Source organism: Desulfobacterales bacterium, from assembly GCA_021647905.1.
Classification (GTDB): domain Bacteria; phylum Desulfobacterota; class Desulfobulbia; order Desulfobulbales; family BM004; genus JAKITW01.
Map to the genome: position 1 here is coordinate 13,644 of JAKITW010000017.1, position 25,047 is coordinate 38,690.

At 59.9% G+C, this 25,047-nt stretch carries 19 protein-coding genes; 12 read left to right on the forward strand and 7 right to left on the reverse strand.

The annotated features are described in order from the left end of the window. Nucleotides 1-15: 15 nt before the first annotated feature. The 3 genes from L3J03_04500 to L3J03_04510 all read right to left on the reverse strand — a co-directional run bounded on the left by L3J03_04500 (nt 16) and on the right by L3J03_04510 (nt 4,132). The gene (locus L3J03_04500) at nt 16-3,489 is read right to left on the reverse strand and encodes an EAL domain-containing protein (protein ID MCF6290241.1); all 3,474 of its coding nucleotides are present in this window, start codon (nt 3,487-3,489) and stop codon (nt 16-18) included. Nucleotides 3,490-3,507: 18 nt separating this feature from the next. After that, nucleotides 3,508-3,645, reverse strand: coding sequence for a hypothetical protein (locus tag L3J03_04505; GenBank protein MCF6290242.1), 138 nt, complete (start codon nt 3,643-3,645; stop codon nt 3,508-3,510). Between the two features lie 169 nt (nt 3,646-3,814). Next, entirely contained in the window at nt 3,815-4,132 is a 318-nt protein-coding gene (locus L3J03_04510; protein ID MCF6290243.1) for a cupin domain-containing protein, read from the reverse strand. A 286-nt stretch (nt 4,133-4,418) separates the two neighbouring features. Here L3J03_04510 and L3J03_04515 point away from each other — a divergent pair, with 286 nt between their 5' ends. Together L3J03_04515 and L3J03_04520 are read left to right on the forward strand one after the other, a co-directional pair. After that, on the forward strand, nt 4,419-8,291 hold the full coding sequence (locus L3J03_04515; protein MCF6290244.1) for a response regulator: 3,873 nt from the start codon (nt 4,419-4,421) through the stop codon (nt 8,289-8,291). A gap of 226 nt (nt 8,292-8,517) precedes the next feature. After that, on the forward strand, nt 8,518-9,513 hold the full coding sequence (locus L3J03_04520; protein ID MCF6290245.1) for a diguanylate cyclase: 996 nt from the start codon (nt 8,518-8,520) through the stop codon (nt 9,511-9,513). Nucleotides 9,514-9,734: 221 nt separating this feature from the next. Here the strand turns inward: L3J03_04520 and L3J03_04525 are convergent, their stop codons facing one another. The 4 genes from L3J03_04525 to L3J03_04540 all read right to left on the reverse strand — a co-directional run bounded on the left by L3J03_04525 (nt 9,735) and on the right by L3J03_04540 (nt 13,273). After that, nucleotides 9,735-10,112 carry a YdbL family protein gene (locus L3J03_04525; GenBank protein ID MCF6290246.1) on the reverse strand — a complete coding sequence of 126 codons (378 nt, stop codon included), beginning with the start codon at nt 10,110-10,112 and terminating at the stop codon, nt 9,735-9,737. A 61-nt stretch (nt 10,113-10,173) separates the two neighbouring features. Then, nucleotides 10,174-10,389, reverse strand: a complete 216-nt coding sequence (locus L3J03_04530; GenBank protein MCF6290247.1) for a hypothetical protein — start codon at nt 10,387-10,389, stop codon at nt 10,174-10,176. 19 nt (nt 10,390-10,408) lie between these two features. Continuing rightward, nucleotides 10,409-13,024, reverse strand: coding sequence for a YdbH domain-containing protein (locus tag L3J03_04535; GenBank protein MCF6290248.1), 2,616 nt, complete (start codon nt 13,022-13,024; stop codon nt 10,409-10,411). Nucleotides 13,025-13,054: 30 nt separating this feature from the next. Next, the gene (locus tag L3J03_04540; GenBank protein ID MCF6290249.1) at nt 13,055-13,273 is read right to left on the reverse strand and encodes an RND transporter; all 219 of its coding nucleotides are present in this window, start codon (nt 13,271-13,273) and stop codon (nt 13,055-13,057) included. 111 nt (nt 13,274-13,384) lie between these two features. Here L3J03_04540 and L3J03_04545 point away from each other — a divergent pair, with 111 nt between their 5' ends. From L3J03_04545 to L3J03_04590, 10 genes are all read left to right on the forward strand, one after another. Then, the gene (locus L3J03_04545; protein MCF6290250.1) at nt 13,385-13,948 is read left to right on the forward strand and encodes an isochorismatase family protein; all 564 of its coding nucleotides are present in this window, start codon (nt 13,385-13,387) and stop codon (nt 13,946-13,948) included. Between the two features lie 65 nt (nt 13,949-14,013). Beyond that, nucleotides 14,014-16,671 carry an alanine--tRNA ligase gene (alaS, locus tag L3J03_04550; protein MCF6290251.1) on the forward strand — a complete coding sequence of 886 codons (2,658 nt, stop codon included), beginning with the start codon at nt 14,014-14,016 and terminating at the stop codon, nt 16,669-16,671. Nucleotides 16,672-17,224: 553 nt separating this feature from the next. Continuing rightward, nucleotides 17,225-17,650, forward strand: a complete 426-nt coding sequence (locus tag L3J03_04555) for an ATP synthase F0 subunit B (protein MCF6290252.1) — start codon at nt 17,225-17,227, stop codon at nt 17,648-17,650. A gap of 2 nt (nt 17,651-17,652) precedes the next feature. Further along, the gene (gene atpF, locus L3J03_04560) at nt 17,653-18,258 is read left to right on the forward strand and encodes a F0F1 ATP synthase subunit B (GenBank protein MCF6290253.1); all 606 of its coding nucleotides are present in this window, start codon (nt 17,653-17,655) and stop codon (nt 18,256-18,258) included. Then, the gene (locus tag L3J03_04565; protein MCF6290254.1) at nt 18,255-18,800 is read left to right on the forward strand and encodes a F0F1 ATP synthase subunit delta; all 546 of its coding nucleotides are present in this window, start codon (nt 18,255-18,257) and stop codon (nt 18,798-18,800) included. The genes atpF and L3J03_04565 overlap by 4 nt, the downstream gene beginning before the upstream one ends. A gap of 5 nt (nt 18,801-18,805) precedes the next feature. Further along, on the forward strand, nt 18,806-20,329 hold the full coding sequence (gene atpA, locus L3J03_04570; GenBank protein MCF6290255.1) for a F0F1 ATP synthase subunit alpha: 1,524 nt from the start codon (nt 18,806-18,808) through the stop codon (nt 20,327-20,329). A 21-nt stretch (nt 20,330-20,350) separates the two neighbouring features. Further along, the gene (atpG, locus tag L3J03_04575; protein ID MCF6290256.1) at nt 20,351-21,217 is read left to right on the forward strand and encodes an ATP synthase F1 subunit gamma; all 867 of its coding nucleotides are present in this window, start codon (nt 20,351-20,353) and stop codon (nt 21,215-21,217) included. Between the two features lie 71 nt (nt 21,218-21,288). Further along, on the forward strand, nt 21,289-22,725 hold the full coding sequence (gene atpD / locus L3J03_04580) for a F0F1 ATP synthase subunit beta (GenBank protein ID MCF6290257.1): 1,437 nt from the start codon (nt 21,289-21,291) through the stop codon (nt 22,723-22,725). A 78-nt stretch (nt 22,726-22,803) separates the two neighbouring features. Continuing rightward, nucleotides 22,804-23,220, forward strand: a complete 417-nt coding sequence (locus tag L3J03_04585; GenBank protein ID MCF6290258.1) for a F0F1 ATP synthase subunit epsilon — start codon at nt 22,804-22,806, stop codon at nt 23,218-23,220. A gap of 134 nt (nt 23,221-23,354) precedes the next feature. Then, the gene (locus L3J03_04590; GenBank protein ID MCF6290259.1) at nt 23,355-24,758 is read left to right on the forward strand and encodes an NAD(P)-dependent oxidoreductase; all 1,404 of its coding nucleotides are present in this window, start codon (nt 23,355-23,357) and stop codon (nt 24,756-24,758) included. Nucleotides 24,759-25,047 lie beyond the last annotated feature (289 nt).

Below are 25,047 nucleotides of genomic sequence, written 5' to 3' on the forward strand. Positions count from 1 at the left end.
CCGGCGGACGTGGTTTCAGGAAGAGAGATTCCCGTCTTTGATCCGCCGGCCCTCTTTCAAATACCTGAAAAAGGTCTTGCCGGGAACCGGCTTGCTAAACAGGTAACCCTGGAACTGTTCGCAGCCGCGCTCCCGGAGAAAACTAAGCTGGGCCTCGGTTTCCACCCCCTCGGCCACCACCTTCAGACCGAGGCTGTGGGCCATGAAAATGGTTGCCGAGGTAATGGCCGCGTCCTCTTCGTTGTCCGGCAGGTCCTTGACAAAGGCCCGGTCGATCTTGAGGGCATCAAGGGGCAGCTGTTTGAGATACTGCAACGAGGAATAACCAGTGCCGAAATCATCCATGGAAAAGCAGACCCCCATGTCGCGCAAGGCCCGCATGATCCGGATCGCCCCCTGGACATCACCCATGACAATGGACTCGGTTATCTCCAGTTCCAGGCTCCCGGCGGGCAGCCCGGTCTCCTTAAGCACCCTGGTGACCACCTCCACCAGGTCATCCTGATGGAACTGGCGGGGGGAAAGGTTCACCGCCACGTTGAGCGGATGACCGTTTTCGTGCCATGACGCGGCCTGCTGGCAGGCCGTGGCGAGCACCCATTCGCCAATGGGTATGATCAGCCGGGTCTCCTCGGCCAGGGGAATAAAATCGAGCGGCGAAACCAGCTCGCCGTTTCTCAGCCAGCGCACCAGGGCCTCGGCCCCGGCAATGGTCCCGCGCTCGATGCTCACCTTGGGCTGGTAATATACCTCGAACTCCCGCCGTTCCAGGGCCCGCCGCAGGCTGTTCTCCAGCTCCAGACGTCGCCTCACCTCCTGGTTCATCCTTTCGGTAAAGAGCTGAAAATTGCCCCGGCCCAGTTCCTTGGCCCGGTACATGGCCAGTTCGGCGTTTTTGATCAGGGCAACGGCATCCTCGCCGTCGGCCGGGTAGAAGGTAATGCCGATACTGGCGCCGGCAAAGAATTCCTGCTCCTCGACCCGGATCGGTTCGGCAAAGGCATTCTCGATCCGCCGGGCCACCTCCAGGGCATCCCTTTCATCTTTAATCTCGGTCAGCAGCATGATGAATTCGTCACCGCCGACCCGGGCCACCGTGTCCTCGTCCCGGCAGCACTCCTGCAGCACCCCGGCAACCTCCTGCAGGAACCGGTCACCGACATTGTAGCCCAGGCTGTCGTTGATATTCTTGAAATTGTCCAGATCGAGAAAAAACACCGCCAGTATCCGCCGGTGTCGCCTGGCATAGGCCATCGACACCTCCAGCCGATCAATGAAAAGCTGGCGGTTGGGCAGCCCGGTCAGGGCGTCATGATAGGCCTGATGCTGCAACTGTTCCTCGCCCCGCTTGACATCGGTGATATCATAAAACACGGCAACATAATGGGAGGTCTTCCCCTGGAGATCCTTGACCGCGGTGATGGACAGCCTTTCCGGATAGGCCTCGCCGTTTTTCCTCCGGTTCCAGATCTCGCCGCTCCAGAGGCCCTGGTCATTGATGGCCTGCCACATCTCCCGGTAAAACTCCGGACCGTGCAGGCCGGACCGCAGGATCCGGGGATTTTTGCCGATCACCTCGTCGGCGCTATACCCGGTAATCGCCGTAAAGGCCGGATTCACCTGTTCGATTTCAGCGTCGGCATTGGTGATCGTAACCCCCTCGATACTGTTCTCGAAAACCGATGCCAAGAGCAGCATCCGCTGCTTGCGCTCGGTAATGTCCTGACCGAACAGATACACCGAACCGGTCTCCTTTATCGGCACCGACATGAAGGAAAAGACCTTATCATCAATCCCTGTTTCAACATCCCGGACCATCTCTCCGGTTTCAAGGGCCCGGCGGAAACTTGTCAGCAGAAATTCCGGCAGACAGCTGCCGGTCGCACATTGCCATTTTTCAAGCAGGTAGGAGGATGCCGGGTTGGCATAGAGTATGGTGCCGTTGTCAGCGACCCGTAATATGGGGTTGGGGTTCTGTTCCGGGAACTCGGCCAGGACCCGGATCTTTTTCTCTGCTTCATGCAGTTCGGTGATATCGCGGCAATTGAGCACCACTCCCGAGACCGTGTTATCCCTTTCCACCGCCGGGTAACAGGCTATATCCATGAAAAAAACAGGGCCGCCGGCAGAGGCGGACCACTCCTCCTGGACCCTGACCGTCTCGCCGGCCAGGCACCGGTCCACCCTTTCCTTGATCCGGGCAAAAGACTCGGCTCCCATCAGATCGGCCACGGAACGGCCCACCACCTCACCACGTTGTCTGTTAAAGGCCTTTAGAAAGGCATCGTTAACAGCCAGGTACACATAGTTCCGGTCCAGCAAGGCCATATGCTCGGAAGAGGCGGCCACGATCTGTTCATAGCGCCGCAGACTCCGTTCGAGTTGCCGCCGACGCACCTGGGCCCCGGCCAGCAGCCAGGAGCCAATGGTCAGCACGACAAGCAGGGCAACATCCACGACCAGCATCCGGATGCGGAAAGGATACAGTGCCGCGTGGAGGGTTGCCGTGGGCATGAAGGAAATTATCCGCCAGAAATAGGCATCCTGTCCCGGATCATCACCCTTGTCGGTGGAGAGCAGCCGCTCGCCAAGGTTCTTCCGCGCCTCCCGCACCGGGTAGATGGTGGCAAACGATATCAATCCGTCTTGGTTGATGAACTGTCCTGATTCTTCAGCAATTATTTTCTGCCAGGCATCGGGGTAGCGGTTGGCAAAGGTCATATCCCGGCCCTCGGGGAACATGAACCCCCATTCCTCCTCGGGCCGGGCGCCTTTCAGCCAATAGCCCGCGGAGTTCAGCAGCATGATGCCGCCATGGAGCGAGGTCGCCGTCCTCGGTCCCAGATCTTGAAGAAATTTATTACCCAGATAGTTGAGAATAACGATGCCGGTCCCGCGGCCCTGGGAATCAAAGGTCGGGGTGGCAAAACGGATGACCGGCTTGAACGGCCTTTCAACCTCTTTGTTTTCCACGTTCAGATCAAGGGGGGATACGAAAATCTGTCCCTCGGCCAGACCAATCGTCTCCTGAAAATAATAGCGGTCCCCCTTGAACTGCAACCCCTCGTCCGGCACAACAACCGGACCGGCCGGGGATTTGTTGACCCTGATGACCTCCATGCCGTCGGCATCAAGAAAACGGATCTGGTCATAACCGGTCTTGAATCTGCTGAAGACCAGAAACTCCCTGATCAACTGCTCCCGGGCGTCATTGTCATTCCTGTTGGCGAAAAAGACCTCAAACTCGTGATGTTTGGCCAATATCATCAGATCGGAAACAATGGCCTCGAACCGGGCGGCGATATTCTTTTCCTGCTCGTTGAGATAGACCGCTTCCCGGCCCATGATGATGGTCTCTTCCACCCGGTGGCGCTTCATATAGAAAAAAACCGAAACCACGCCCAGGAGCAGGAGCAGGGGCAGAAACAGCTTGAAAAACCGTCTTGCCACCGTGTCCATGCCGTTTCCAGTCGGATAATTAGCATGCATTGGCCCTGCTCCCTTTAGTTAACATTCAATAATCCCCCTCCTGTCGGGAAAGGGGTCTTCTTCTACCAACGGCCGCTCCATTGAGAAGGGCCGGCTGTTCATAAACAGGCTATCAAGCAGGAACTCGCTTCGCCGCAACGGCGATTCGGAATCCATAAGCATATCCTGCCGAAGTTGTTTCAAATTCCGCTTTTGCCGTCACAGCCGCGGCTCAGGGTCCGCTACACCGTTCGCTATAAGAAAACCCCTTTCCCGGTCCAACCTCAAACGTACGGGGTTTACCGAAACCCTGCTCCATTTATCGTTTAAAAAGGAATCGAAAGAATCAGATCGGCGGGGCAATGGTGACAATGACCCGCATGTCGGTGATGGCCCGGACCCCGTGCGGCTCACTGATGTCCGAGATAAGGATATCACCGGTCTTGGCCGGAATTTCAGCGTTATCCGCGCCCAGGAAGGCCCCCTCCCCCTCGATCACCAGAATGCTCAACTGACCGTCAAGCTGATGGGAGTGGACCGGAAAGGTCAATCCGGCGCTCAGGTTGAAATTGATGATCCGGAAATAGGCCGAATCGTGTACCAGAAACTTGTTCATCTTTTTGGGATCAAACTCACGGGCCGTATCCAGGTCTATTTTCCTCATGAACCGCTCCTCCTTTTTGAGCTGTCTTGGGTATCTCCATGCCGTAACAACGGAATTTATTTCTTATATTATAGCAAACAATCCCTGGTTTTGCCCGGGGGAAAGCGATTATCCTTCACCCCGCCACGGCATAACCCTTGTATCTTCCGTACTTAATAGCCGATAGAACTTGACAACCGCGGTCCGGCCAAGGTATTCAATGCTGACCTGCGCCGGAGGGCCTGTCAAGCTCATGCAGCCTTGCGGGCGCGGCCGGACAGCGGCAAAATCACCACAGGAGCGGAGAATGGTTCACGGCAGAGATGCCAATAACAGCGGCCACGACCAGTCCGGCGGCCGGGGCACTGTTTTCGGGGGACTGGGCAGAAGGCTCTTTGTCCTGTTTCTTGTCATCTCGCTGGTTCCCCTGGCCGTGGTCAGCTGGCTGAGTTATCACAACGCCCGGCAGAGCCTGAAGAACAGGGCAATCCAGTCGATGTCCGTTGCGGTACAGCTCAAGAAACGATATTTCCAGGCCTTTTTCACGGAACGGTTGAACGACCTGCGCACCCAGGCCGGCCTGACCGGGAATGTGGAATTGCTGGAAAGACTGGCGCAGGGGAAAGGGGCCGGGCCCAGGGACAATCCGGTTCCGACAACTCCCGGACAGGTATCTGTCACCGGCGCGGCAGCGGATCTCGACGATTTCAGACGGACGCAGGGCTATGACGCCATCCTCCTTATCGACCCGTCGGGAGTTGTCCTGCACAGGACCGGCTCCGGCCCGCAACCTGGATTCAATATATTCTCCGGTCCCCATTCCGACAGCTCCTTTTCCCGCGCCTGCCGCAAGGCCCTGGCCCGGCCCGGCCGGCCCTTCTGTTCGGACATGGGATATTTCACCGTGGACGCCCGCGAACCGGAACTCTTCCTGGTCCAGGCAATAAAAAACAACTCCAAGGTGCTGATCGGGCTGATGGCCCTGCAGATGCCCATCGGGCCGATCAACGATATCCTGCGGGAACATACCGGCCAGAGTCTGACCGGAGAGACCCTGCTGGTCGGCGCTGACCGGCTGATACGCTCCGACTCCCGCTTCGACCGGAAACCAACGGCCCTGAAAAAAAGGGTGAACATGGACTGGTTCCAGGAAGAACTGACCCGGCCGGCGAACGCTTCCGGCCCGCTTTTCCCCCACAGAGACCCCTGGCAGGCCAGGCTTTATACCAACTTTCGCGGCCAGCGGGTGCTGGGCGTACACAGTCATCTGGAGACTCTCCGGCCGTTGGGCCTGCACTGGACGATTATCGCCGAGATCGCCGAGGCCGAGGCCCTTGAGGCGGCAACCACCCTGCAGTATATCATCATCGGCCTGGTATCGATCACCGCCCTGCTGGTCCTCCTCCTGGCCTGGACCGCCACCCGCCGGATCGTGGCCCCGGTCCTGGCCATCTCCGCCTGGGCCAGGCGGGTGGCAACCGGTGATCTCGCCCCGGCCGAAATCCCCTGGGCCACCCACGAGATCACTGAGTTGAAGAACAGCTTCGGCCACGTGGTGGCCTCGCTCAACGTGGTGACCCAGGTCTGCAAGCAGATCGCGGTGGGTGATTTTGATACCTCGGTTGCCATCCGCGGCGACCAGGACCAGTTGGGCCGGGCAGTGAACCAGATGGCCGAGAACCTGCGGGCCGTGGTCCGCCAGACCGACGGCGTGGCCCAGGGCGACTATACCATTGAGATCAGCCCCCGCTCGGAAAAGGACAAACTGGGCCGGGCCCTGTTTCACATGACCAGCACCCTGGGCCGGCTCAATGCGGAAAAGGAACGACAACTATGGCTCCAGAGCAGTCTGACCGCGCTGGGCGACCGGCTCCACGGCGAACATGACCTCAGAACCCTGTCCCACAACATCCTGAGCTGCATCGCCGAGCTGCTCAAGATCCAGGTCGCCACCATGTTTCTGATCAAGGACGAACAACTGAACATGGTCGGCATGTATGCCTTTGAAAAAAACATCGATGCGGTTCGATCCTTCAGGATCGGCCGCGGACTGGTGGGCCGGGCCGGGCTGGACGAAAAAATAGTGGTCCGCAACAGCCTGCCGCCGGACTATTTCGGCATCAACCTTGACCGGGCCGATGTTACGCCCGACCACCTCGTTGTTGTGCCGTTCTTCTTTGAAAACAAAATCAAGGGAGTAATGGAATTCGGTTGCCATGGCCGACCCAGCGGCCGGCAACTCGAGTTTCTCGAACAGGCCGCGAAAAACATCGGCATTGCGGTCAATACCACCGAGTCCCGCATCAGGACCGCCATCCTGCTCGAACAGACCACCCAACAGGCCGAGGAACTTCAGGTGCAGCAGGAGGAACTGCGCCAGGCCAACGAGGAACTGGAGGAACAGACCCGGGCGCTCAAGATCTCAGAGGAAAGGCTCCAGGAACGGCAGGAGGAGCTGCACATAGCCAATGACATGCTGGCGGACCGGGCCCGGGCCCTGGAAACCGCCCGCCGGGAGATCGAGGAAAAGGCCCGTGACCTCGAGGTCACCAGCCGGTACAAATCCGACTTCCTGGCCAACATGTCCCATGAGTTGCGCACCCCTTTGAACAGCATCCTGATTCTCTCCCAGCTCCTGGCCCGGAACAAGGGAGGGACCCTCACCGCCAAACAACTGGAATATACGCAGACCATCCACACCTCCGGCTCCGACCTGCTCCAGCTGATCAACGAGGTACTCGACCTGGCCAAGGTCGAGTCCGGCCGGCTGGAGGCCCATCTTGAAGAGGTCGAACTGGAGCAACTCATCGAAAAGTTGACCCGCGGCTTCAAACAGCTTGCCGCGGAAAAGGGTGTTCGCCTGGCAGTTATCCTGGAAAAGGGGCTGCCCGCCACGATCCGCACCGATCACCAGCGGCTGCTCCAGATCTTGAGAAACCTGCTGGCCAATGCCTTCAAGTTCACCGAGCACGGCACAGTGACCCTGCGGCTGTTCAAACCCGACCCGGCCACCCGTTTTACGCGCAGCCGGCTGGACCCGGCCGGGGCCGTTGCCTTTGCGGTCACCGACACCGGGATCGGCATCCCCGGGAGCAAGCATGACCTGATCTTCAAGGCCTTTTATCAGGCGGACGGCACCACCAGCCGTAAATTCGGCGGCACCGGTCTTGGACTGTCCATCTCCCGGCGGCTGGCCAAACTCCTTGGCGGCGAGATTCAACTGCAAAGCGCCCGGGGCAAGGGCAGCACCTTTACCTTGTTCGTCCCCAGGGAGCCGCGGCACCCAGTTACCACGGAAGCCGCGGAGGTGCCGCCGCCATTGCCGAGCCCGGCACGATCCCGGCCCCGGGGGCCTGACAAGACGCCAGCGGCCGCACAGCAACCGGAAACGGCCCGGGAAACGATCAAGGACGACCGGAGAAACCTTGCCGATACCGATGGCTCCCTGCTGGTTATCGAGCATGACCCGATCCTTTTGAAACAACTTCTCGACCTGTGCCGGGAAATGGGTTTCAAGTGTCTGCTCGCCGAGGATGGAGAGGCAGGGCTTCACCTTGCCGACTATCACCGGCCCAGCGGGATCATTCTCGCTGCCGGGCTGCCGGGCATCAACGGCCGTGAGGTCCTGGCCCGGCTCAAGGACAATCCCCGGACCCGCCCCATCCCGGTCCACCTGATCTCCGCGGCCGACGCCCCGCCGGAAGGACTCCTGGCCGAAGCCACCCTCTTTCTCCACCGGGTGAAGGGCAACCGGCCCCGGGGCCGGCAACGGCTGCGCCGGCTGGCCCATGACCGGGAACCATTGTTCCAGGGCCGGCGGATTATGGTGGTGGACGACGACATGCGCAATGTGTTTGCCCTGTCCAGCGTACTCGAAGACAAGGGCTTTGAGATCATCGCGGCCCGCAACGGCCGTGAATCTCTTGAAAAAATCAGCAGACAACCGGATATCGACCTGGTGCTGATGGACATCATGATGCCGGAGATGGACGGCTACCAGGCCATTGCCGCCCTCAGGAAACAGGCCCGGTTTCAATCGCTGCCGATCATTGCCCTGACCGCCAAGGCGATGCAGGGCGACCGGCATAAATGTATCGCCGCCGGGGCCAGCGATTATCTGGCCAAGCCCTTTGACACCGAAAAACTTCTCTCGCTGCTCAGGGTCTGGCTGTACCGCTGAGCAGCGATGCCGTAAGGCCGGCTCAGGGGTCTGCCTGGCAAAGCCGGACCGGCTCCGGGCATTGCCTTTGCAGAAGAGACTGGGAATCCGGGCAAAGAAGGAGTAAATTATAATTTGCTTTTTTTCTCAGCAACTTTTTCCGGTTGTTATAGAGAAAAACAATCACCCGGGCTGAACCGGGGTGGACTTTAGAACCTGGCCATCAACCCGTTCCTGACAACCGACCATGGCGGAAAAGAGCACCATTCTCATTGTTGACGATCAGCCGGCCAACCTCCTTGCTCTGGAAGGTCTGCTCGAGGACCTGGACCTGAGCATCGTCACCGCGACCTCCGGCAACCAGGCATTGAGCCTGATGCTTGAGCACGATTTTGCCCTGGTGCTCCTCGACGTGCAGATGCCGGACATGGATGGTTTTGAGGCCGCGACCCTGATGCGCGGCCGCAAGGAGACCCGCCATGTGCCGATCATCTTTGTCACCGCCCTTAACAAGGGGAAAAAATATATCTTCAAGGGATACGAGGCCGGGGCGGTTGACTATCTGGCCAAACCGATTGAGCCGGAAATCCTCAAGAGCAAGGTGCGGATCTTTCTCGAACTCGACCGGCAGAAGAAGCTGCTGGAAGAGCACGCCATCCTCCTTGACCTCAAGGTCCGGGAACTGCTGGAGGCCCAGCAGCAACTCAAGAAGGCCAATGTTCAACTCAAGCACCTTTCAGTGCTCGACGGCCTGACCGGGATCCCCAACCGCCGCCGGTTTGACGACTTTTTCAGTCTGGAATGGCGGCGGGCCAGCCGCGAGCACACCCCCCTCTCCCTGATCATCATCGACATCGACTACTTCAAGGCATATAACGACCGCCACGGCCACCAGGCCGGCGACGAGTGTCTGAAGCTGGTATCCGCCGCCCTGGGCAAGGCCCTGATGCGGCCCACCGATCTGATCGCCCGCTACGGCGGGGAAGAGTTCGTTGCCGTGCTGCCGGAAACAGCCCCCAGGGGAGCGCTCCATATCGCCAAACTGCTGCACCGCAACGTGGAAAAACTGGCTATCCCCCATGCCGATTCCACCGTGGCCGGCCATGTGACCATCAGCCTCGGGGTCTCCACCACCGTTCCCACCCAGGACACCGACCCCGGAATCCTGCTCGAAAACGCGGACCAGGCCCTGTATCGGGCCAAGCAGGAAGGCCGCAACCGGATCGTCACCATCAACTGCTGATCTTCACCGGGCAGATCCGGCCACCACCCTGGAGCAGAAGGCCGCAACCGAGAAACCTAAGCATTGATCCGCCAGGGGACCCGGAACGTGGAACCGGTCCGGAATCCACGTTCCCGGTGGATAAGGCCTGTCACATCGTTGGCTGGCCGGTCGTAAAAAAACCGCGGCCCCGCCGACCGGCGGCAGGACCACGGTCATCAACAAACCCGGACGGAAACGGGCTATTTACGGTACCACTTCCCTTCACTGTCCTGGAGCCATTCGCCCGGCGCGGCCCGTTCGGCAATCTGCCGGGCCCGCCGCTGGCCGACCAGTTCGGCGCTTGTTCCCTGCTGTTGGGCAATGGCCCGGTAGACCAGCTGCCGGTCATTGTTCTCGGCCTGGATCACCTTTTCCTGGTCCCGGGCCGCGGCCACGAACTCTAGAAAACCCCGGTTGTTCTCGCCGATCACCCCCTGGGCCTTGAGCGCGTTGATATCCGGCAACCTCGCCCGCATCCGCGCCTTGATATCCCCGCCAAAGGCCTGGGTCCCGCTGACAAAGGCCAGGACCAACCCCAGGGCCAACACTGTCTGCACTATTCGAGAGATCTTCATCATTCCTGTCTCCTGCTTGCTCGATTCCAATCGCTGTTCATGACCTGCCTGCTTCGCCTGCATCCTATTTGCTCCCCTTGGTCCCTTGGTCCAGATCACCGAAAAAATCATCCAGGGCCCGGTCCACCTTGATATTGACATCAATGGTAATATGGATCGGCTTGATCTCCACCGGGGCGATATCGACCTGGTGCCGGGAATCTACCTCATACTTGGTACAGCCCGGGAGAAACGGAAAAGCCATTGCCGCCAGCAGGCAGCACAACCCGACTCTTTTCATACCACGACCCTCCTTGCACTCATTGCATCTTCTTAAGAACATCGCTGATATTGCCACTATACCCCAGGATCGTGTTCAACGGGAGCCGGAAATTGACATCAAGCAGAATCGGCTGCAGTATCCCGGTCCCGCTACCCTCCACTTCCAAGCGGACAAAGGAACCAAGGTCCCGGCGATAGGCAAAGGGCAGCGGCTTGGCCGGCTTGCCGTCCAGCCTCATCCTGACCACCAGATCCTCCCCATCGCTCTGGAACAGGAGCCGGACCCAGTTGTAACGGAAATCCTTTAATGCCGCGGCGGCAAAATCGATCTGGGCGAACCGGGGCGTATTTCGGGGAATACCGGCAAAGAGCAGATCAGCGGCCCCCATCCGGACCAGTCCGCCCTCGCCGGGGCTGGAGTAGAGAAACCCGTTGTCAAAATTAAACCTGCCCCCGCGAAAACCCAGGGGGATCCGGCCGTTGACCGTGCCCTGGCCCTGGACCTGGGCTATGCCGAACTGGTTCAGCACCTGGGCGAGATGCAACCGGTCGCAGTACAGGGTGATGTCAAAATCACGATCATCCGGGTGCAACCGGAGTCCATAGGCATAGACATGGCCCTGGCACCAGGAAAAATCGCTTTTTTCGATAAAAAGCGAAGAGGGCGACTCGATCTGAAAGGCGATTGTGCTGCGGCCGAACTTAAGATCACCCAGCGATGCCCGGCTGAAAGTTAACTGCTGCTCCGGCGCGCTGCGTATCCGGGGAAGCAGGGGCAGGGAAAGGTCCAGGGCAATATCCTCGATCAGCAGTTTTTTCTCACGGTTCTCCAGCCGGCCGTGCCGGATATTGCCGGCCAGGCTGCCGCTCAGCCGGGAGCCGGACAGGGCAAGTTCACCCCTGGCCCGCAGCTCGCCGCCCACGCTCAGACCCGGCGCGGCCGGGAACAAAGCATCCGGCCTGAAGCCGACAATCGTAACCGCGGGGATCGAAAAACCAAGCCCGGCCGCGATCCCGGCCGGGCCCGGGCCGACATCACCGCTGAACTCCAGCCGCAGCCCCGGGACCACTCCATTATCAAGAAGACCGCTGAACCGCAGGCCTTGCTCCGCCTGGTACAGGGTGGCGGCAACCGCTCCCATCTTCCGGCCCTTCCAGGAGATTGATTTGATTGCCAACTCACCGGCAGCGCCCTTTTCCCGGCCCGGCCACCGAAAAGGCGCATCGCCCCTGATCCCGGTAAATTCCAGCCCTTTTCCAGAATCCCTGATCCGGGCCTTGTCAAAGCGGAGCCGGCCGTCAAGGGTCAGACCGGACTGCTCGTCCGGCGCCGACCCGGCCGTACCGGTCAGCCGGACCAGGGGCAGGGTCGCGGTCAGGTCCCGGCCCAGGCGCAATGAAACCTCCGGCAAAAGGAAAGAAAAATCAAACCCGCCCTCAGCGTCCCGGCCATGGCTGGTTACCTTTAACTCGGACCGGCCGGCCGCAAGGGTGAGGCCGCCCTCACTTGCGCCGGAGAGCCGGGGGGTGGTTCCGGTCGCATCCAGCCGCCAGCCCGTATCAGGACCGTATCCGGCAGAAAATTCGAACTTAAGCGGAGCCACGGCAATGGAAAATATATCTGCTGAACCAATGGTTGATCCAGGGGTAAACTCCAACGCACCGGTTGCGGCCGACACCCCGCCGGGATCGATCCGGATATCAGCCCCCCCGGCCAGGGTTGCGGCCGTCGGCTGCACCAGCGCCAGATCGCTGATCTCCACCCGCCAGTCCGGGCCCTGGCCATGGACCGTCAGCCGGGCCGGACGGGACGGACCGCCCCTCACTGTAAAGGCGGCAAAGGAAACCCCGGAAGTATTATTAATCTCACCGGCCGCGTTCACCTCGTTCAGTTGGAAGGGCCGCAGCCCGAGGGCCGCCCTGCCGCTCAGTCCGAGATCACCCGTCGTCCTCATCCCGGGCAGAACCTGGTCCAGAAACGGCGCAACAGCGGCCAGGGACAACGAGCCGGCCCAGGAGAGGTCCACCCGGTTGGCGGGCGGATCCACCAGGGCCGTCACCCGGATCCCGCGGCCAGCGGGAAAAAGATCAAGTACCAGGTTCCAGCGGCCGTCCGGTTGGTCTCCAGCCGGCCGCAGGGTAAGTTCAAAGGGCAGCCGCACGGTTCCCAGGGGCGAGTCAAGGAGCAGTGTCGCTCCCCGGACTACCACCTCTCCGACCATTACCGGCACAACGATTCCGGTTTCCCGGGGCGGACCGCCGCCGGACAACCGGTCGGCCAGCGGCCGGTCAAGCCCGGCCAGGGTCAAGCGGTTGTCAAGGTACCGGGTCCGGACCGTAAGCCCGCTGACCACCAGCCGCTTGATCCGCTTTTTGAACAACCCGGCCGGGGAAAAATCCAGTTGCAGAGCGCTCCAGGACAGAGCCGGCCGGGCCGGCGGGCCCACCTCCAGTTCGCCCAGGTCGATCCCGGTAATCCCGACCCGGCGCACATCAAGCCGGAACTCGGTGTCAGCGAACCGGTGCTGAAACCGTTGGCTCAGATATTGTTCAAGATAGCCGGGCAATAAAGGGAACAGGAGCAGCGGAGCGGCCAGGCATACCCCCAGGCCGACGAGCAGGACCGCAATAATAAAGCGCTTTTTCCGGGACATGGCTGTTACCCGTGCCGATATCGAGCCGGCTTAGCGCCGGGCCAGTGAAAAAACCCCCTTGAGGATCAACAGGACCCAGGGGGTGCCGTGGAGCAGGAGATCAAACCAGTCTATGGGCCGGACCAGGTTTCCCCTGGCAAGCATCTGCAGTTTCTCCCAGATGTGCGGCGGGCTGAAGGGGGCCAGGCCCAGGGTCAGGCAGGCGATGATCAACAGGACCCAGGGGAGATCGGCCAGTATTTTTTCCATGGGTTTTCCTTGGTCAGGGGTCAGGGCCAAAACGGGCCTTGAAAAAGGCGGACAAACAGACTAAAAAGAAACGTTTACTTTCATGCCCCGAACAGCTTGAGATTGAGAAATATGAACAGCCGCATCGATTTTTTAACCCCGGAACAGAGCTGCCTGCTGGTGATCGACCCCCAGGAACGGCTGATGGCCGCCATCCACCAGGCGGACCGGGTGATTGATAATACGGTGATCCTGATCCACTGCGCCCGGACCCTGGCAATGCCGGTCCTGGCCACCACCCAGTACGAAAAAGGGCTGGGCCCCTTTGTGCCGAAGCTGGATCAGATCTTAAACGATACGCCCCGGGTGGACAAGACCGAGTTCAACTCCTTTGCCAATCCCGGGTTTAAAAAACTGCTCGCCGGCCTGGACAAAAGGGTGGACACCATGATCCTCGCCGGGGCTGAGACCCATATCTGCATCTACCAGAGTGCTCTGGGCGCCTTGAACAACGGCTATCACGTCTGGGTCGCGGCCGACGCGGTCTCCTCCCGGAAAAAACGCGCCTCCCGGCTGGGACTGGAGCGACTCCGTACCATCGGCGCGGCCGTGGGCCCCACCGAGATGATTGTCTATGAGTTGCTGCAACAGGCCGGAACCAAAGCCTTTAAGAGCATGCTGCCCCATTTGAAATAAATAAACAATGATTTCACCGCGGTAAATATTTAGTTTTTACGAATGCATCGACCCTGGAACCGACCATGACCGGAAATGAGATTCGCGCCTGTTTTTTAAAATATTTCGCTGCCCGCGGCCACACGATCATCAACAGTTCATCCCTGGTGCCCGGGGATGATCCCACCCTGCTCTTTACCAACGCCGGCATGGTCCAGTTCAAGCAGGTATTCATCGGCGAGGAACAACGGGACTATGTCCGGGCCGCATCCTGCCAGCGGTGCGTCCGGGCCGGCGGCAAGCACAATGACCTGGAAAATGTCGGCCACACCGCCCGTCACCATACCTTTTTCGAGATGCTCGGCAACTTCTCCTTTGGCGATTATTTCAAGGAAGAGGCGATCCGTTTTGCCTGGGATTTTCTGACCAAGGAACTGGGGCTGCCCGCGGAAAACCTGTGGGTCTCGGTCTTTGCAGGGGATGACGAGGCCTTTTCCCTCTGGGAGCAGGTGCAGGACCTGCCCGCGGGCCGGATCGTCCGCATGGGGGAAAAGGATAATTTCTGGGCCATGGGCGACACCGGCCCCTGTGGTCCCTGTTCCGAGATCCATATCGATCAGGGACCTGGGGTGGGCTGCGGCTCGCCCGCCTGCAAGGTGGGCTGCGAAAATGACTGCGACCGGTTTCTCGAACTCTGGAACCTGGTCTTCATGCAGTTCAACCGCGATGCCTCGGGCGCCATGACCCCGCTGCCTGAACCGAGCATCGACACCGGCATGGGACTGGAACGGATCGCCGCCGTGCTCCAGGGCAAGGTCAATAATTACGATTCCGACCTGTTCAGCCCCCTGATCGACCGGATCGCCGCACTGACCAGCACACCGTACAACCGCGACAACCGAACCGATACCGCCATGCGGGTCATTGCCGATCACAGCCGGGCCATCGCCTTTCTGGTGGCGGACGGGGTCCTGCCCGCCAACGAGGGCCGCGGCTACGTACTCCGCCGGATCATGCGGCGGGCGGTCCGTTTCGGCCGGGCCCTGGGGCTGACCCAGAGCTTTCTCGCCGGGATCACCGCCCAGGTGGTTGATTCCATGGCCCATGCCTATCCCCATCTCAAGGATGCGGACCAACTGCTGCGCAAGGTGGCGACCAACGAGGAAGAACGGTTCCGCGAGACCCTGGACAACGGGCTGGCGCTCCTCAACCAGGAGATGGATAGACTCAGGGACCAAGGCGACGGCTTGATTCAGGGCGACTTTATCTTCAAGCTCTACGACACCTACGGTTTTCCCCTGGATATTGTCCGGGATGTGGCCCTGGAACAGGGCTTCAGCGTGGATGAGGCCGGTTTTGCCAGGGCCATGGACCAGCAGCGGCAACGGTCGAAACAATCATGGAAACAAGGGGAGATGGCCACCGTGGCCCCGGGAATCCGGGCCCTGGCCGACCAGGGGCACAAGGCCCGGTTCATCGGCTACGGACAAAAGAACGGCCAGTCACGGATCGCCGGGCTGGTGGACGAACAGGGCGAGGCAACCGACCGGGCCGGCCAGGGCGAACCGGTCTCTGTTTTCTGCGCCGAGACCCCGTTCTATGCCGAGTCCGGCGGCCAGGTCGGCGACCAGGGCGAGATCATCGGGCCGAACGGCCGGGCCCGGGTCCTGGATACGATCATTGTGGGCAACGGCCTGATCCTGCACCAGGCCGAGGTGGAGGAAGGCGCCCTGGCCACGGGAGACCCGGTGACTCTTAAGGTTACCGAGGGGCGCCGCCAACGGATCGCCAACAACCATACCGCCACCCATATTCTCCAGGCCGCGCTGCGGCGGGTCCTGGGCGATCATGTAAAACAATCCGGCTCCCTGGTGACCCCGGACCGGCTGCGCTTCGACTTCACCCATTTCTCGCCGCTGGACGAGGCGGAGATCGCCGGGATTGAAAAAATCTGCAACCAGACCATCCGGGCCAATATCCCGGTGACCACCCGGATGCTCTCCCGGGATGAGGCGATCAAGGAGGGCGCCATTGCCCTGTTCGGAGAAAAGTATGGTGACACCGTGCGGGTTGTGGCCATCGACTCCTTGAGCAAGGAGTTGTGCGGCGGCACCCACGTGGCGGCCACCGGAGAGATCGGTCTCTTAAAAATCGTCACCGAGACCGGGATCGCCGCCGGCATCAGACGGGTGGAGGCAATCACCGGGCCCGAGGCCTTTGCCCGCTTCCAGGAGGCGGAACAGCGCCTGCACCGGTTGGCCGGCCGGTTAAAAGGACTGCCCGGGGAGTTAGACGATAAACTCGACAAACTGCTGGCCCGGCGGAAATTCCTCGAACAAGAGGTGGCCCGGCTCACTGCCCGGCTCGCCTTAAGCGATCTGGACGGGCTCATCGGCAAGGCCGTCCTGGTCGAGGGAATCAAGATAGTGGTGACCGCCATTCCCCTGGATTCGCCCAAGACCCTGCGCGAGGTGGGCGACCGGATCCGGGACAAACTCGGCTCCGGCCTGGTGGTCCTGGGCGGGGTTTACCAGGACAAGGCCGCCCTGCTGGTAATGGCCAGCAAGGACCTTTCCGGCCGCCTCCATGCCGGCCGGATAGTCAAAGAACTGGCCGCCCGGGTGGGCGGCAAGGGCGGCGGCCGGCCGGATATGGCCCAGGCCGGCGGTCCGGACGCCGATCAACTCGACCAGGCCCTGGCCGCGACGGTTGAGGTGGTCCGCTCCTTTCTGGCCGACAACTGATCCCCTCTCCCCGTGAGCGGGAATGACTCCATATATAGTAGAGTGCTGAGAAACAATATATTTCAGCGCAGCACCACTGCCACCTTTTTTTCTGCTTGCCCGCCGTAGCCGTCAGGCGAAGGAGGGTCCTCTGACACCTCACCTCTCACGCTTCACGTCTCGGCATCAAAGGCCTCACCTGGCAAACAGGTGCGGCTGTACTTTATTTTTGCGCCGCCCGGGATCACTCACCTGAAAAACAGCCACTTTCAGACCACTTTGTCCACCTTTGCTCCTTTTTCATTTTCAGCCCTGTTTCCCAGGTCCCGCTCCACGCGCGGGCCACCGGTCCAGCCCCCTTCGTATCGGCTAAAAAATATTGATAAAAAAAGTTGACAGCCCTCGAACTATACATTAGATAAGCACGATAAAATAGATGAACGAGCATTCATTCATACGCAAAGAATGCCCCGCAGCAAGGCGATTGCAACGAGAAGTATTCTAAAAACAGACCAGGCCGGCGAAGATCGGCGTGGCGCCATCGGCAACCAGCATTCAGGAGCTAAGGACACGGATGATAACCCTCGATATCACCTTAATAATCCAGATAGTCAACATCCTGCTACTCATCGGCGTTTTAAACGTCGTGCTTTACAGACCGATCCGGACCGTGCTGGCCCAGCGCGAGAAAAAACTCGCTGCCCTGGAAAATGAAATCAAGACCTTTGGCAACAACATCAAGCTGCGCAAGGAAGAGGTCAACAAGCAGCTCAATATTGCCCGGGCCAAGGCCAAGGATGTGCTGGAAGAGGCGCGCAGCACGGCCCAGGAGGCAAGCGCCGGGACCCTGGCCGGAATTCGTGAAGAGGTCTCAGCGGCCAAGGCGGACCAGTTGACCGGGATCCAGAGGGAATTCACCAGCGCACGTGACACCCTCAAGGGACAAATTGAAGGCTTTGCCACCGATATAGCAGGAAAAATTCTGGGGAGGGCACTGTAATAATGAACGTAAAATTCACCTGGTCCAAACTAAAGAGCGCCGCCCTGATAACCGGGGTGCTGGCCCTGACCGCCGGCCTGGCCCATGCATCGGCTGGTGCGGAAGGCGCCCACGGGGGCGTGTCTTCGGAAAAACTCTGGGACCTGCTCTGGCGGACCCTGAACTTCGCTGTCCTGGTTTTCATCCTGGTCAAGTTCGGGGCCAAACCCATTGCCAGCGCCTTAAGGAACAGGCGGGCCTCCATCACCGACCAGTTCGCCGATCTGGAGGCGAAACGGACCGAGGCGGACCGGGCCTATCGCGAATTTGAGGAAAAGCTGGCCACCATTGATCAGGACATCAATGAGATCATTGAAAACGCCAAGGCCCGGGGCGAGGCCGAAAAAGAACGGATCCTTGAAGATGCCAAACGCACTGCCGCTGATATCAAGCGCCAGGCCGAAATGGCGGTCCAGCATGAACTGGCATTGGCCAAGCTCAACCTGCGGGAAGAGGTCGCCAACCAGGCGGTATTGATGGCCGAAGAGCTGCTCAAGCAGAACCTGCGGCAGGACGACCAGGTCAAACTGATTGAAAACTATCTTGAAAAGGTGGGAACGGTACAGTGAAACAGACGATCTTAGCCAAACGGTATGCCAAGGCCCTGTTTGCGGTCGGCAAGGAGGAAGGGAACAATGATGAGTACAGCCAGTTCCTTTCCGAGTTTGCCGCGCTTATCGACGCGCGGCCCGAGGTCATTGATGCGCTGACCAATCCCCTCTACCCCCAGGAACTGCGCGGCAAGGTCATGGCTGCCATTGTCAAGTCAATCGGCTGCGACCAGATCATGGGTAATTTCCTCAACCTGCTGGTGCAGAAAAAACGGGCCGAGATCCTGGCCGACATTGCCGATGTCTTTCAGCAGATGGTTGACGCCGACCGGAACATCAGCCGCGGCACGATAACCACTGCGGTTGCCCTGGAGGATGAACTGAAAAACAAGGTGCGGACCGCACTTGAAAAAATAACAGGAAAGCAGGTGCTCCTCGAAACCCGGGTCGATCCGTCGATTATCGGCGGGATGATCGCCAAGGTCGGCGATCTGGTGATGGATGGGAGCATCAAGAGGCAATTGACGGGTTTAAATGAATCCATAAAGGGGAGTGAATAGCCACAATGCAGATCAAAGCCGAAGAAATCAGTCAAATTATCAAGGGGCAGATCAAGGACTACGAAAGCAAGGTTGATCTGAGTGAAACCGGTACGGTTATCTCGGTGGGCGATGGTATCGCCCGCGTGCATGGCGTTGAGAAATGCATGGCCATGGAACTTCTGGAGTTCCCCCACGGCATTCTCGGCCTCGCCCTGAACCTGGAAGCGGATAACGTCGGTTGCGCCATTCTCGGTGATGTCGAGTACATCAAGGAGGGCGACGAAGTCAAGCGGACCGGCCGGATCGCCGAGGTCCCGGTGGGCCCGGAGATGGACGGCCGGGTGGTGGACGCGGTGGGTGCCCCCATTGACGGACTGGGGCCGCTCAATGCCAAGAACTTCAGTAAGATCGAAGTGATCGCCCCCGGCGTTATCGCCAGAAAGAGTGTGCATGAGCCCTGCTATACCGGCTCCAAGGCGGTCGACGCCATGACCCCGGTGGGCCGGGGTCAGCGGGAATTGATCATCGGCGACCGTCAGATCGGCAAGACCGCCCTCTGCATCGACGCGATCATCGCCCAGAAAAACACCGATGTCCACTGCGTATACGTGGCCATCGGCCAGAAGAAATCCACCGTGGCCCTGGTGGTTGAGGCCCTGCGTAAGCACGGCGCCATGGACTACACCACCGTGGTTGCCGCCTGCGCCTCCGACCCGGCGCCGATGCAGTACGTCGCCGCCTATGCCGGCTGCGCCATGGGTGAGTACTACCGTGACAACGGTCAGCATTCCCTGATCATCTACGACGATCTTTCCAAGCAGGCGGTTGCCTACCGGCAGCTCTCCCTGCTCCTCCGCCGTCCTCCGGGCCGTGAGGCCTACCCTGGCGACATCTTCTTCAACCACTCCCGGTTGCTGGAACGGTCCTCCAAGGTGAACGACGAACTTGGCGCCGGTTCCTTGACCGCCCTGCCGATCATCGAGACCCAGGCCGGCGACGTATCCGCCTATATTCCCACCAATGTTATCTCGATCACCGACGGCCAGGTGTATCTGGAGCCCAATCTGTTCTTCGCCGGCGTCCGCCCGGCGATCAACGTCGGTCTGTCGGTCTCCCGGGTGGGTGGCGCGGCCCAGTGCAAGGCAATGAAACAGGTTGCCGGTACCCTGCGCCTCGACCTGGCCCAGTATCGTGAGCTGGCCGCCTTTGCCGGCTTCGGTTCCGACCTTGATAAGGCCACTCAGCAGCAGCTGCACCGCGGCGAGCGTCTGGTGGAGATCCTCAAGCAGCCCCAGTACAACCCGCTGGCCATGGAGAAGCAGGTTTGCATCCTATATGCCGGCACCCGCGGCTTTCTCGATGCCATCCCGGTCAACATGCTGGCCGAATACGAGGAGCAGCTCTACAGCCATATCGAGCAGAAGGCCCCGGACGTCTTTGCCGACCTGCTCGCCAAACAGGAGATCGACGCCGACCTCGACGCTAAGATAAAAAACGCACTGACCGCGTTTACCGACTCGTTCAAGGCTGCGAAAGGCCTCAATTAACCAAGGGGAAAAGGCAGAGCAATGGCTACTCTAAAGGAAGTCAAGACCAAAATTGGTGCTGTGAAGAAGACCTCGCAGATCACCAAGGCCATGAATATGGTGGCGGCTGCCAAGTTGCGCGGGGCCCAGCAGAAGATGGAGGATTTCCGGCCCTATGCCGGCAAGTTCAACGACACCATGTCCACTATGTCCGGCAGCATGGACAGCGGCCAGTTTCCGCTGATGGAGATTCGCGAGGTCAAGACCGTGGAACTGGTCATCTCCTCCACGGATCGGGGCCTGTGCGGCAGCTTCAATGCCAATATCTTCAAGACCGCCGATAAAATGATCGCCGCCTACCAGGCGGAGGGCAAACAGATCAGCCTGGTCTGCATCGGCAAGAAGGCCAACAGTTATTACCAGAAAAGAGGCAAGGTGCGGGCGGCGCATCTGGACATCATGAGTACCTTCCAGATGTACAACGCCCGGGCAATCGCCCAGGACATCGCCGACAATTTCCTGGCCGGCGAGGCTGACGAAGTGCATATCCTCTATGGCAAGTTCCACAACGTGGCGGTGCAGAAGCCGGCCCAGGTCATGCTCCTGCCGGTACAGCCGGAGGAAGCGGCCCAGGAAGGCGTCCAGGCGGCAGCCGACTACATCTATGAGCCCAGTACCAACGAGATCATGGAGGTGCTGCTGCCGCTGTACCTGAACACGATGGTCTATTACGCGATGCTGGAGACCAACGCCAGTGAGCAGGCCGCCCGGATGACCGCCATGGATAACGCCACCCGGGCCTGTAATGATATTATCGACCAGTTGACCCTGGTGTACAACAAGGCCCGGCAGGCGGGTATCACCGCCGAGCTGATGGACATCGTCGGCGGTGCCGAGGCCCTTAAATAAAACGGACATTGATATTAAGGAAGCGTTAACTTCTTAACACTTTTCTGGAAGCTGAGGAGGCTTGTTGCTCTATGAGTGCAGAACAGACTGCAGGGAATATTGGAAAAATAGTTCAGGTAATCGGACCGGTTTGCGACGTCGAGTTTGCGGCGAACCAGCTGCCGGCCATCAAGAATGCCCTCATGGTCAGCAACCCGGCGATCAATGACAAGGCCGACAACCTGGTCATCGAGGTTGCTCTGCATCTGGGTGACAACGTGGTCCGCTGCGTGGCCATGGACCAGACCGACGGGCTGGTCCGGGGGATGGAAGCCCGTGATAGCGGGGCCCCGATCATGATCCCCTGCGGCGCTCCGGCCCTGGGACGGATCATGAACGTGGTCGGTCGCCCGGTTGACGGCCTCGGCCCGATCGACTCCGACAAGATGCGGGCCATTCACCGCCCGGCCCCGTCCTTTACCGATCAGGATACCGAGGTGAACGTGCTTGAGACCGGGATCAAGGTTATCGACCTGCTGGTCCCCTTCCCCCGGGGCGGCAAAATGGGCATGTTCGGCGGCGCCGGCGTGGGCAAAACCGTTATCATGATGGAGATGGTAAACAATATCGCCATGCACCACGGTGGTATCTCGGTCTTCTGCGGCGTGGGTGAGCGAACCCGTGAAGGCAACGATCTCTACAACGAGATGAAGGAGTCCGGCGTTCTGCCCAAGGCGGCCCTGGTGTACGGCCAGATGACCGAGCCTCCGGGAGCCCGTTCCCGGGTGGCCCTGACCGGTCTGTCCGCGGCCGAGTACTTCCGGGATGAGGAAGGCCAGGACGTGCTCTTTTTCGTCGACAATATCTTCCGTTTCACCCAGGCCGGTTCCGAGGTTTCGGCCCTGCTCGGCCGGATTCCCTCGGCGGTGGGTTACCAGCCGACCCTGGGTACCGACCTTGGTGAACTCCAGGAGCGGATCACCTCCACCTCCAAGGGCTCGATCACCGCGGTCCAGTGCGTGTACGTGCCTGCCGACGACTTGACCGACCCGGCCCCGGCCACCACCTTTGCCCATCTCGACGGTACCGTGGTTCTCTCCCGGCAGATCGCCGAACTCGGCATCTACCCGGCCGTGGATCCGCTGGACTCCACCTCCCGGATCCTGGATCCCAACGTCCTGGGCGAGGAGCATTATTCAGTGTCCCGTGGCGTGCAGGTGACCCTGCAGAAGTACAAAGATCTTCAGGACATCATTGCCATTCTCGGCATGGACGAACTCTCGGAAGAGGATCAGGTCACCGTAACCCGGGCCCGTAAGATCCAGCGTTTCCTGTCCCAGCCCTTTACCGTTGCCGCGGTCTTTACCGGCATGGAAGGCAAGTATGTAAAAGTGGCCGAGACCGTGCGTGGCTTCAAGGAGATCCTCGACGGCAAGCATGACGACCTGCCCGAGACCGCCTTCTACATGGTCGGTGGAATCGACGAGGCCGTGGCCAAGGCAAAGAAAGAGGCCGAGGCCAACGCTTAAGCGCGTCGGCTGTCGCTACTGACGAGCAGTTATCGAGTGTGACCCGGCCCGCGCCGGGGAAAAGAAGGAACAAGGATAATGGCTGAGAAGATCAAACTGGAAGTGGTAACGCCCAGGGGCGCTATTTTAAACAGGGATGTCGATATCGTCACCGCGCCCGGATATGGCGGTGAGTTCGGGGTCCTGGCCAATCACGCCCCTTTCCTGAGCACCATCAAGATCGGGACCATGGCCTACCGCGACGGCAGCGAAGCCCAGGAACTGATGATCAGCGGCGGCTTCTGCGAGGTGTCCGGCAACAAGGTCACCTTTCTGGTTGAGAGCGCCGAGGCCGGTCACGAGATTGATGTGGACCGGGCCATGGCAGCCAAGGACCGGGCCGAGAAAAGACTGGCCGCGGCCCAGCAAAAGCAGGAAGAGATCAACCGGGCCCGGGCCGAGGCCGCATTGCAGCGGGCTCTGCACCGTTTGAGGGTGGCTAAAAGCGAGGGTTGAAATTTCCGGCAAAAGCCGGTAAAAGAACATGGTGGTTTTATCCAGGCCGTCCGCAAGGGCGGCCTGTTTTATGTCCAAGGCCCGTATATCGAAAAGGATGAGGAGGAATAACCAGGATGAAGCCGAAAGAGAGAATGGCAATACCCAGACAGAAGGCCACCGAACTGGCCGTTGCCGACCGGGTTACCAATTTTGATGAAGTCACCGCCGGGTACGACCAGGAAACCGCGCTGCGCGAGGCCGAGCGGTGCCTGACCTGCAAAAAACCGACCTGTCGAAACGGCTGTCCGATCCATAACAATATCCCCGGGTTTATCCAACTGCTCCGGGAAGGACGGGTCGAAGATGCCTACTGGACCATCCGCGAGACCAGTTCCCTGCCCGCGGTCTGCTCCCGGGTCTGTCCCCATGAGTTTCAATGCGAGGGTTCCTGCGTGCGCGGCAAAAAAGGCGAGCCGGTGGCCATCGGCATGCTGGAACGCTACATAGTCGACTGGATGGTGAGCAATAATAAAAATATGATGCAGGAATGCGCCAGGCCCAAGGGCAAAAAGGTGGCCATTGTCGGCTCCGGTCCCGCCGGGATGACCGTGGCCTTCTACCTGGCCCACGCCGGCTATGAATGCACCATCTTCGAGAGCCTGCCCAGGTCCGGCGGCATGCTCATTGTCGGGATTCCCGCCTATCGGCTGCCCCGGGACATCATTGATGCTGAATTCGATGCCCTTAAAAGCTGCGGGGTCAAGATCATCAACAACGTGGTTATCGGCAAGGACAAGAGCCTGGAGGAGCTGAAGCAAGAGTTTGACGCGGTGTTCATGGGCATCGGCGCCCATGCCAGCCGCAAACTGGGCATTGACGGCGAGGAACTGGAGGGTGTCTCGCACGGGGTGGACTACCTGCGCAAGATCAACCTGGGCGAGACCATGGACATCGGCCGCAAGGTGGTGGTGGTCGGCGGCGGCAATGTGGCCATCGACGTGGCCCGCACCGCATTGCGGACCGGCTCCGACCAGGTGTTCATCCTCTACCGCCGGACCAAGCAGGAGATGCCGGCCGCAGCGGCCGAGATCCATCACCTGGAGGAAGAGGGGGTCAAGATCGAATTCCTGGCCGCCCCGGTCAGGATCCACGGCCAGAACGGCCGGCTGACCAAAATAGAGTGCATCCGGATGAAACTGGGCGAATGCGATGCCTCGGGCCGCTGCCGGCCGGTGCCAATCAAGGACTCCAACTTCATGATCCAGGCCGACTCGATCATTGCCGCGATCAGCCAGGACGTGGAGCCCACCGCCAATAACGGCATTGACTTTGCCATGACCCGCTGGGGCACCTACGAGGTGGATGAGGATACCCTGCAGACCTCGGTACCCTGGATCTTTGCCGGCGGCGACGCGGTACTCGGCCCCCAGACCGCGGCCAAGGCGGTTTACCAGGGCAAGGTGGCCGCGGAATCGATCATCCGCTTCCTGGAAGGCCGGGACCTGAAAGAAGGCCGGTTCCCGGAAAAAGAGGCCGTGGCTGCGGAGAAGAAGTAACCCTTACTCTCTTTTCAGTTGCAATCAAGGCCGTGTCCATTTCAGACGCGGCCTTTTTATTTACCGCCCGGACCTTCACCAATAAACTTGCTGACAGCTGACTGGCAATGACGTATCATCCATGGTATCCGATAGTTATCGTCTAAAATCCGAACCGGGCCAGTAAGGTTTCGGTAAACCCCGTACGTTTGAGGTTGGACCGGGAAAGGGGTTTTCTTATACCGAACGGTGTAGCGGACCCTGAGCCGCGGCCGTGACGGCAAAAGCGGAATTTAAAACAACTTCGGCA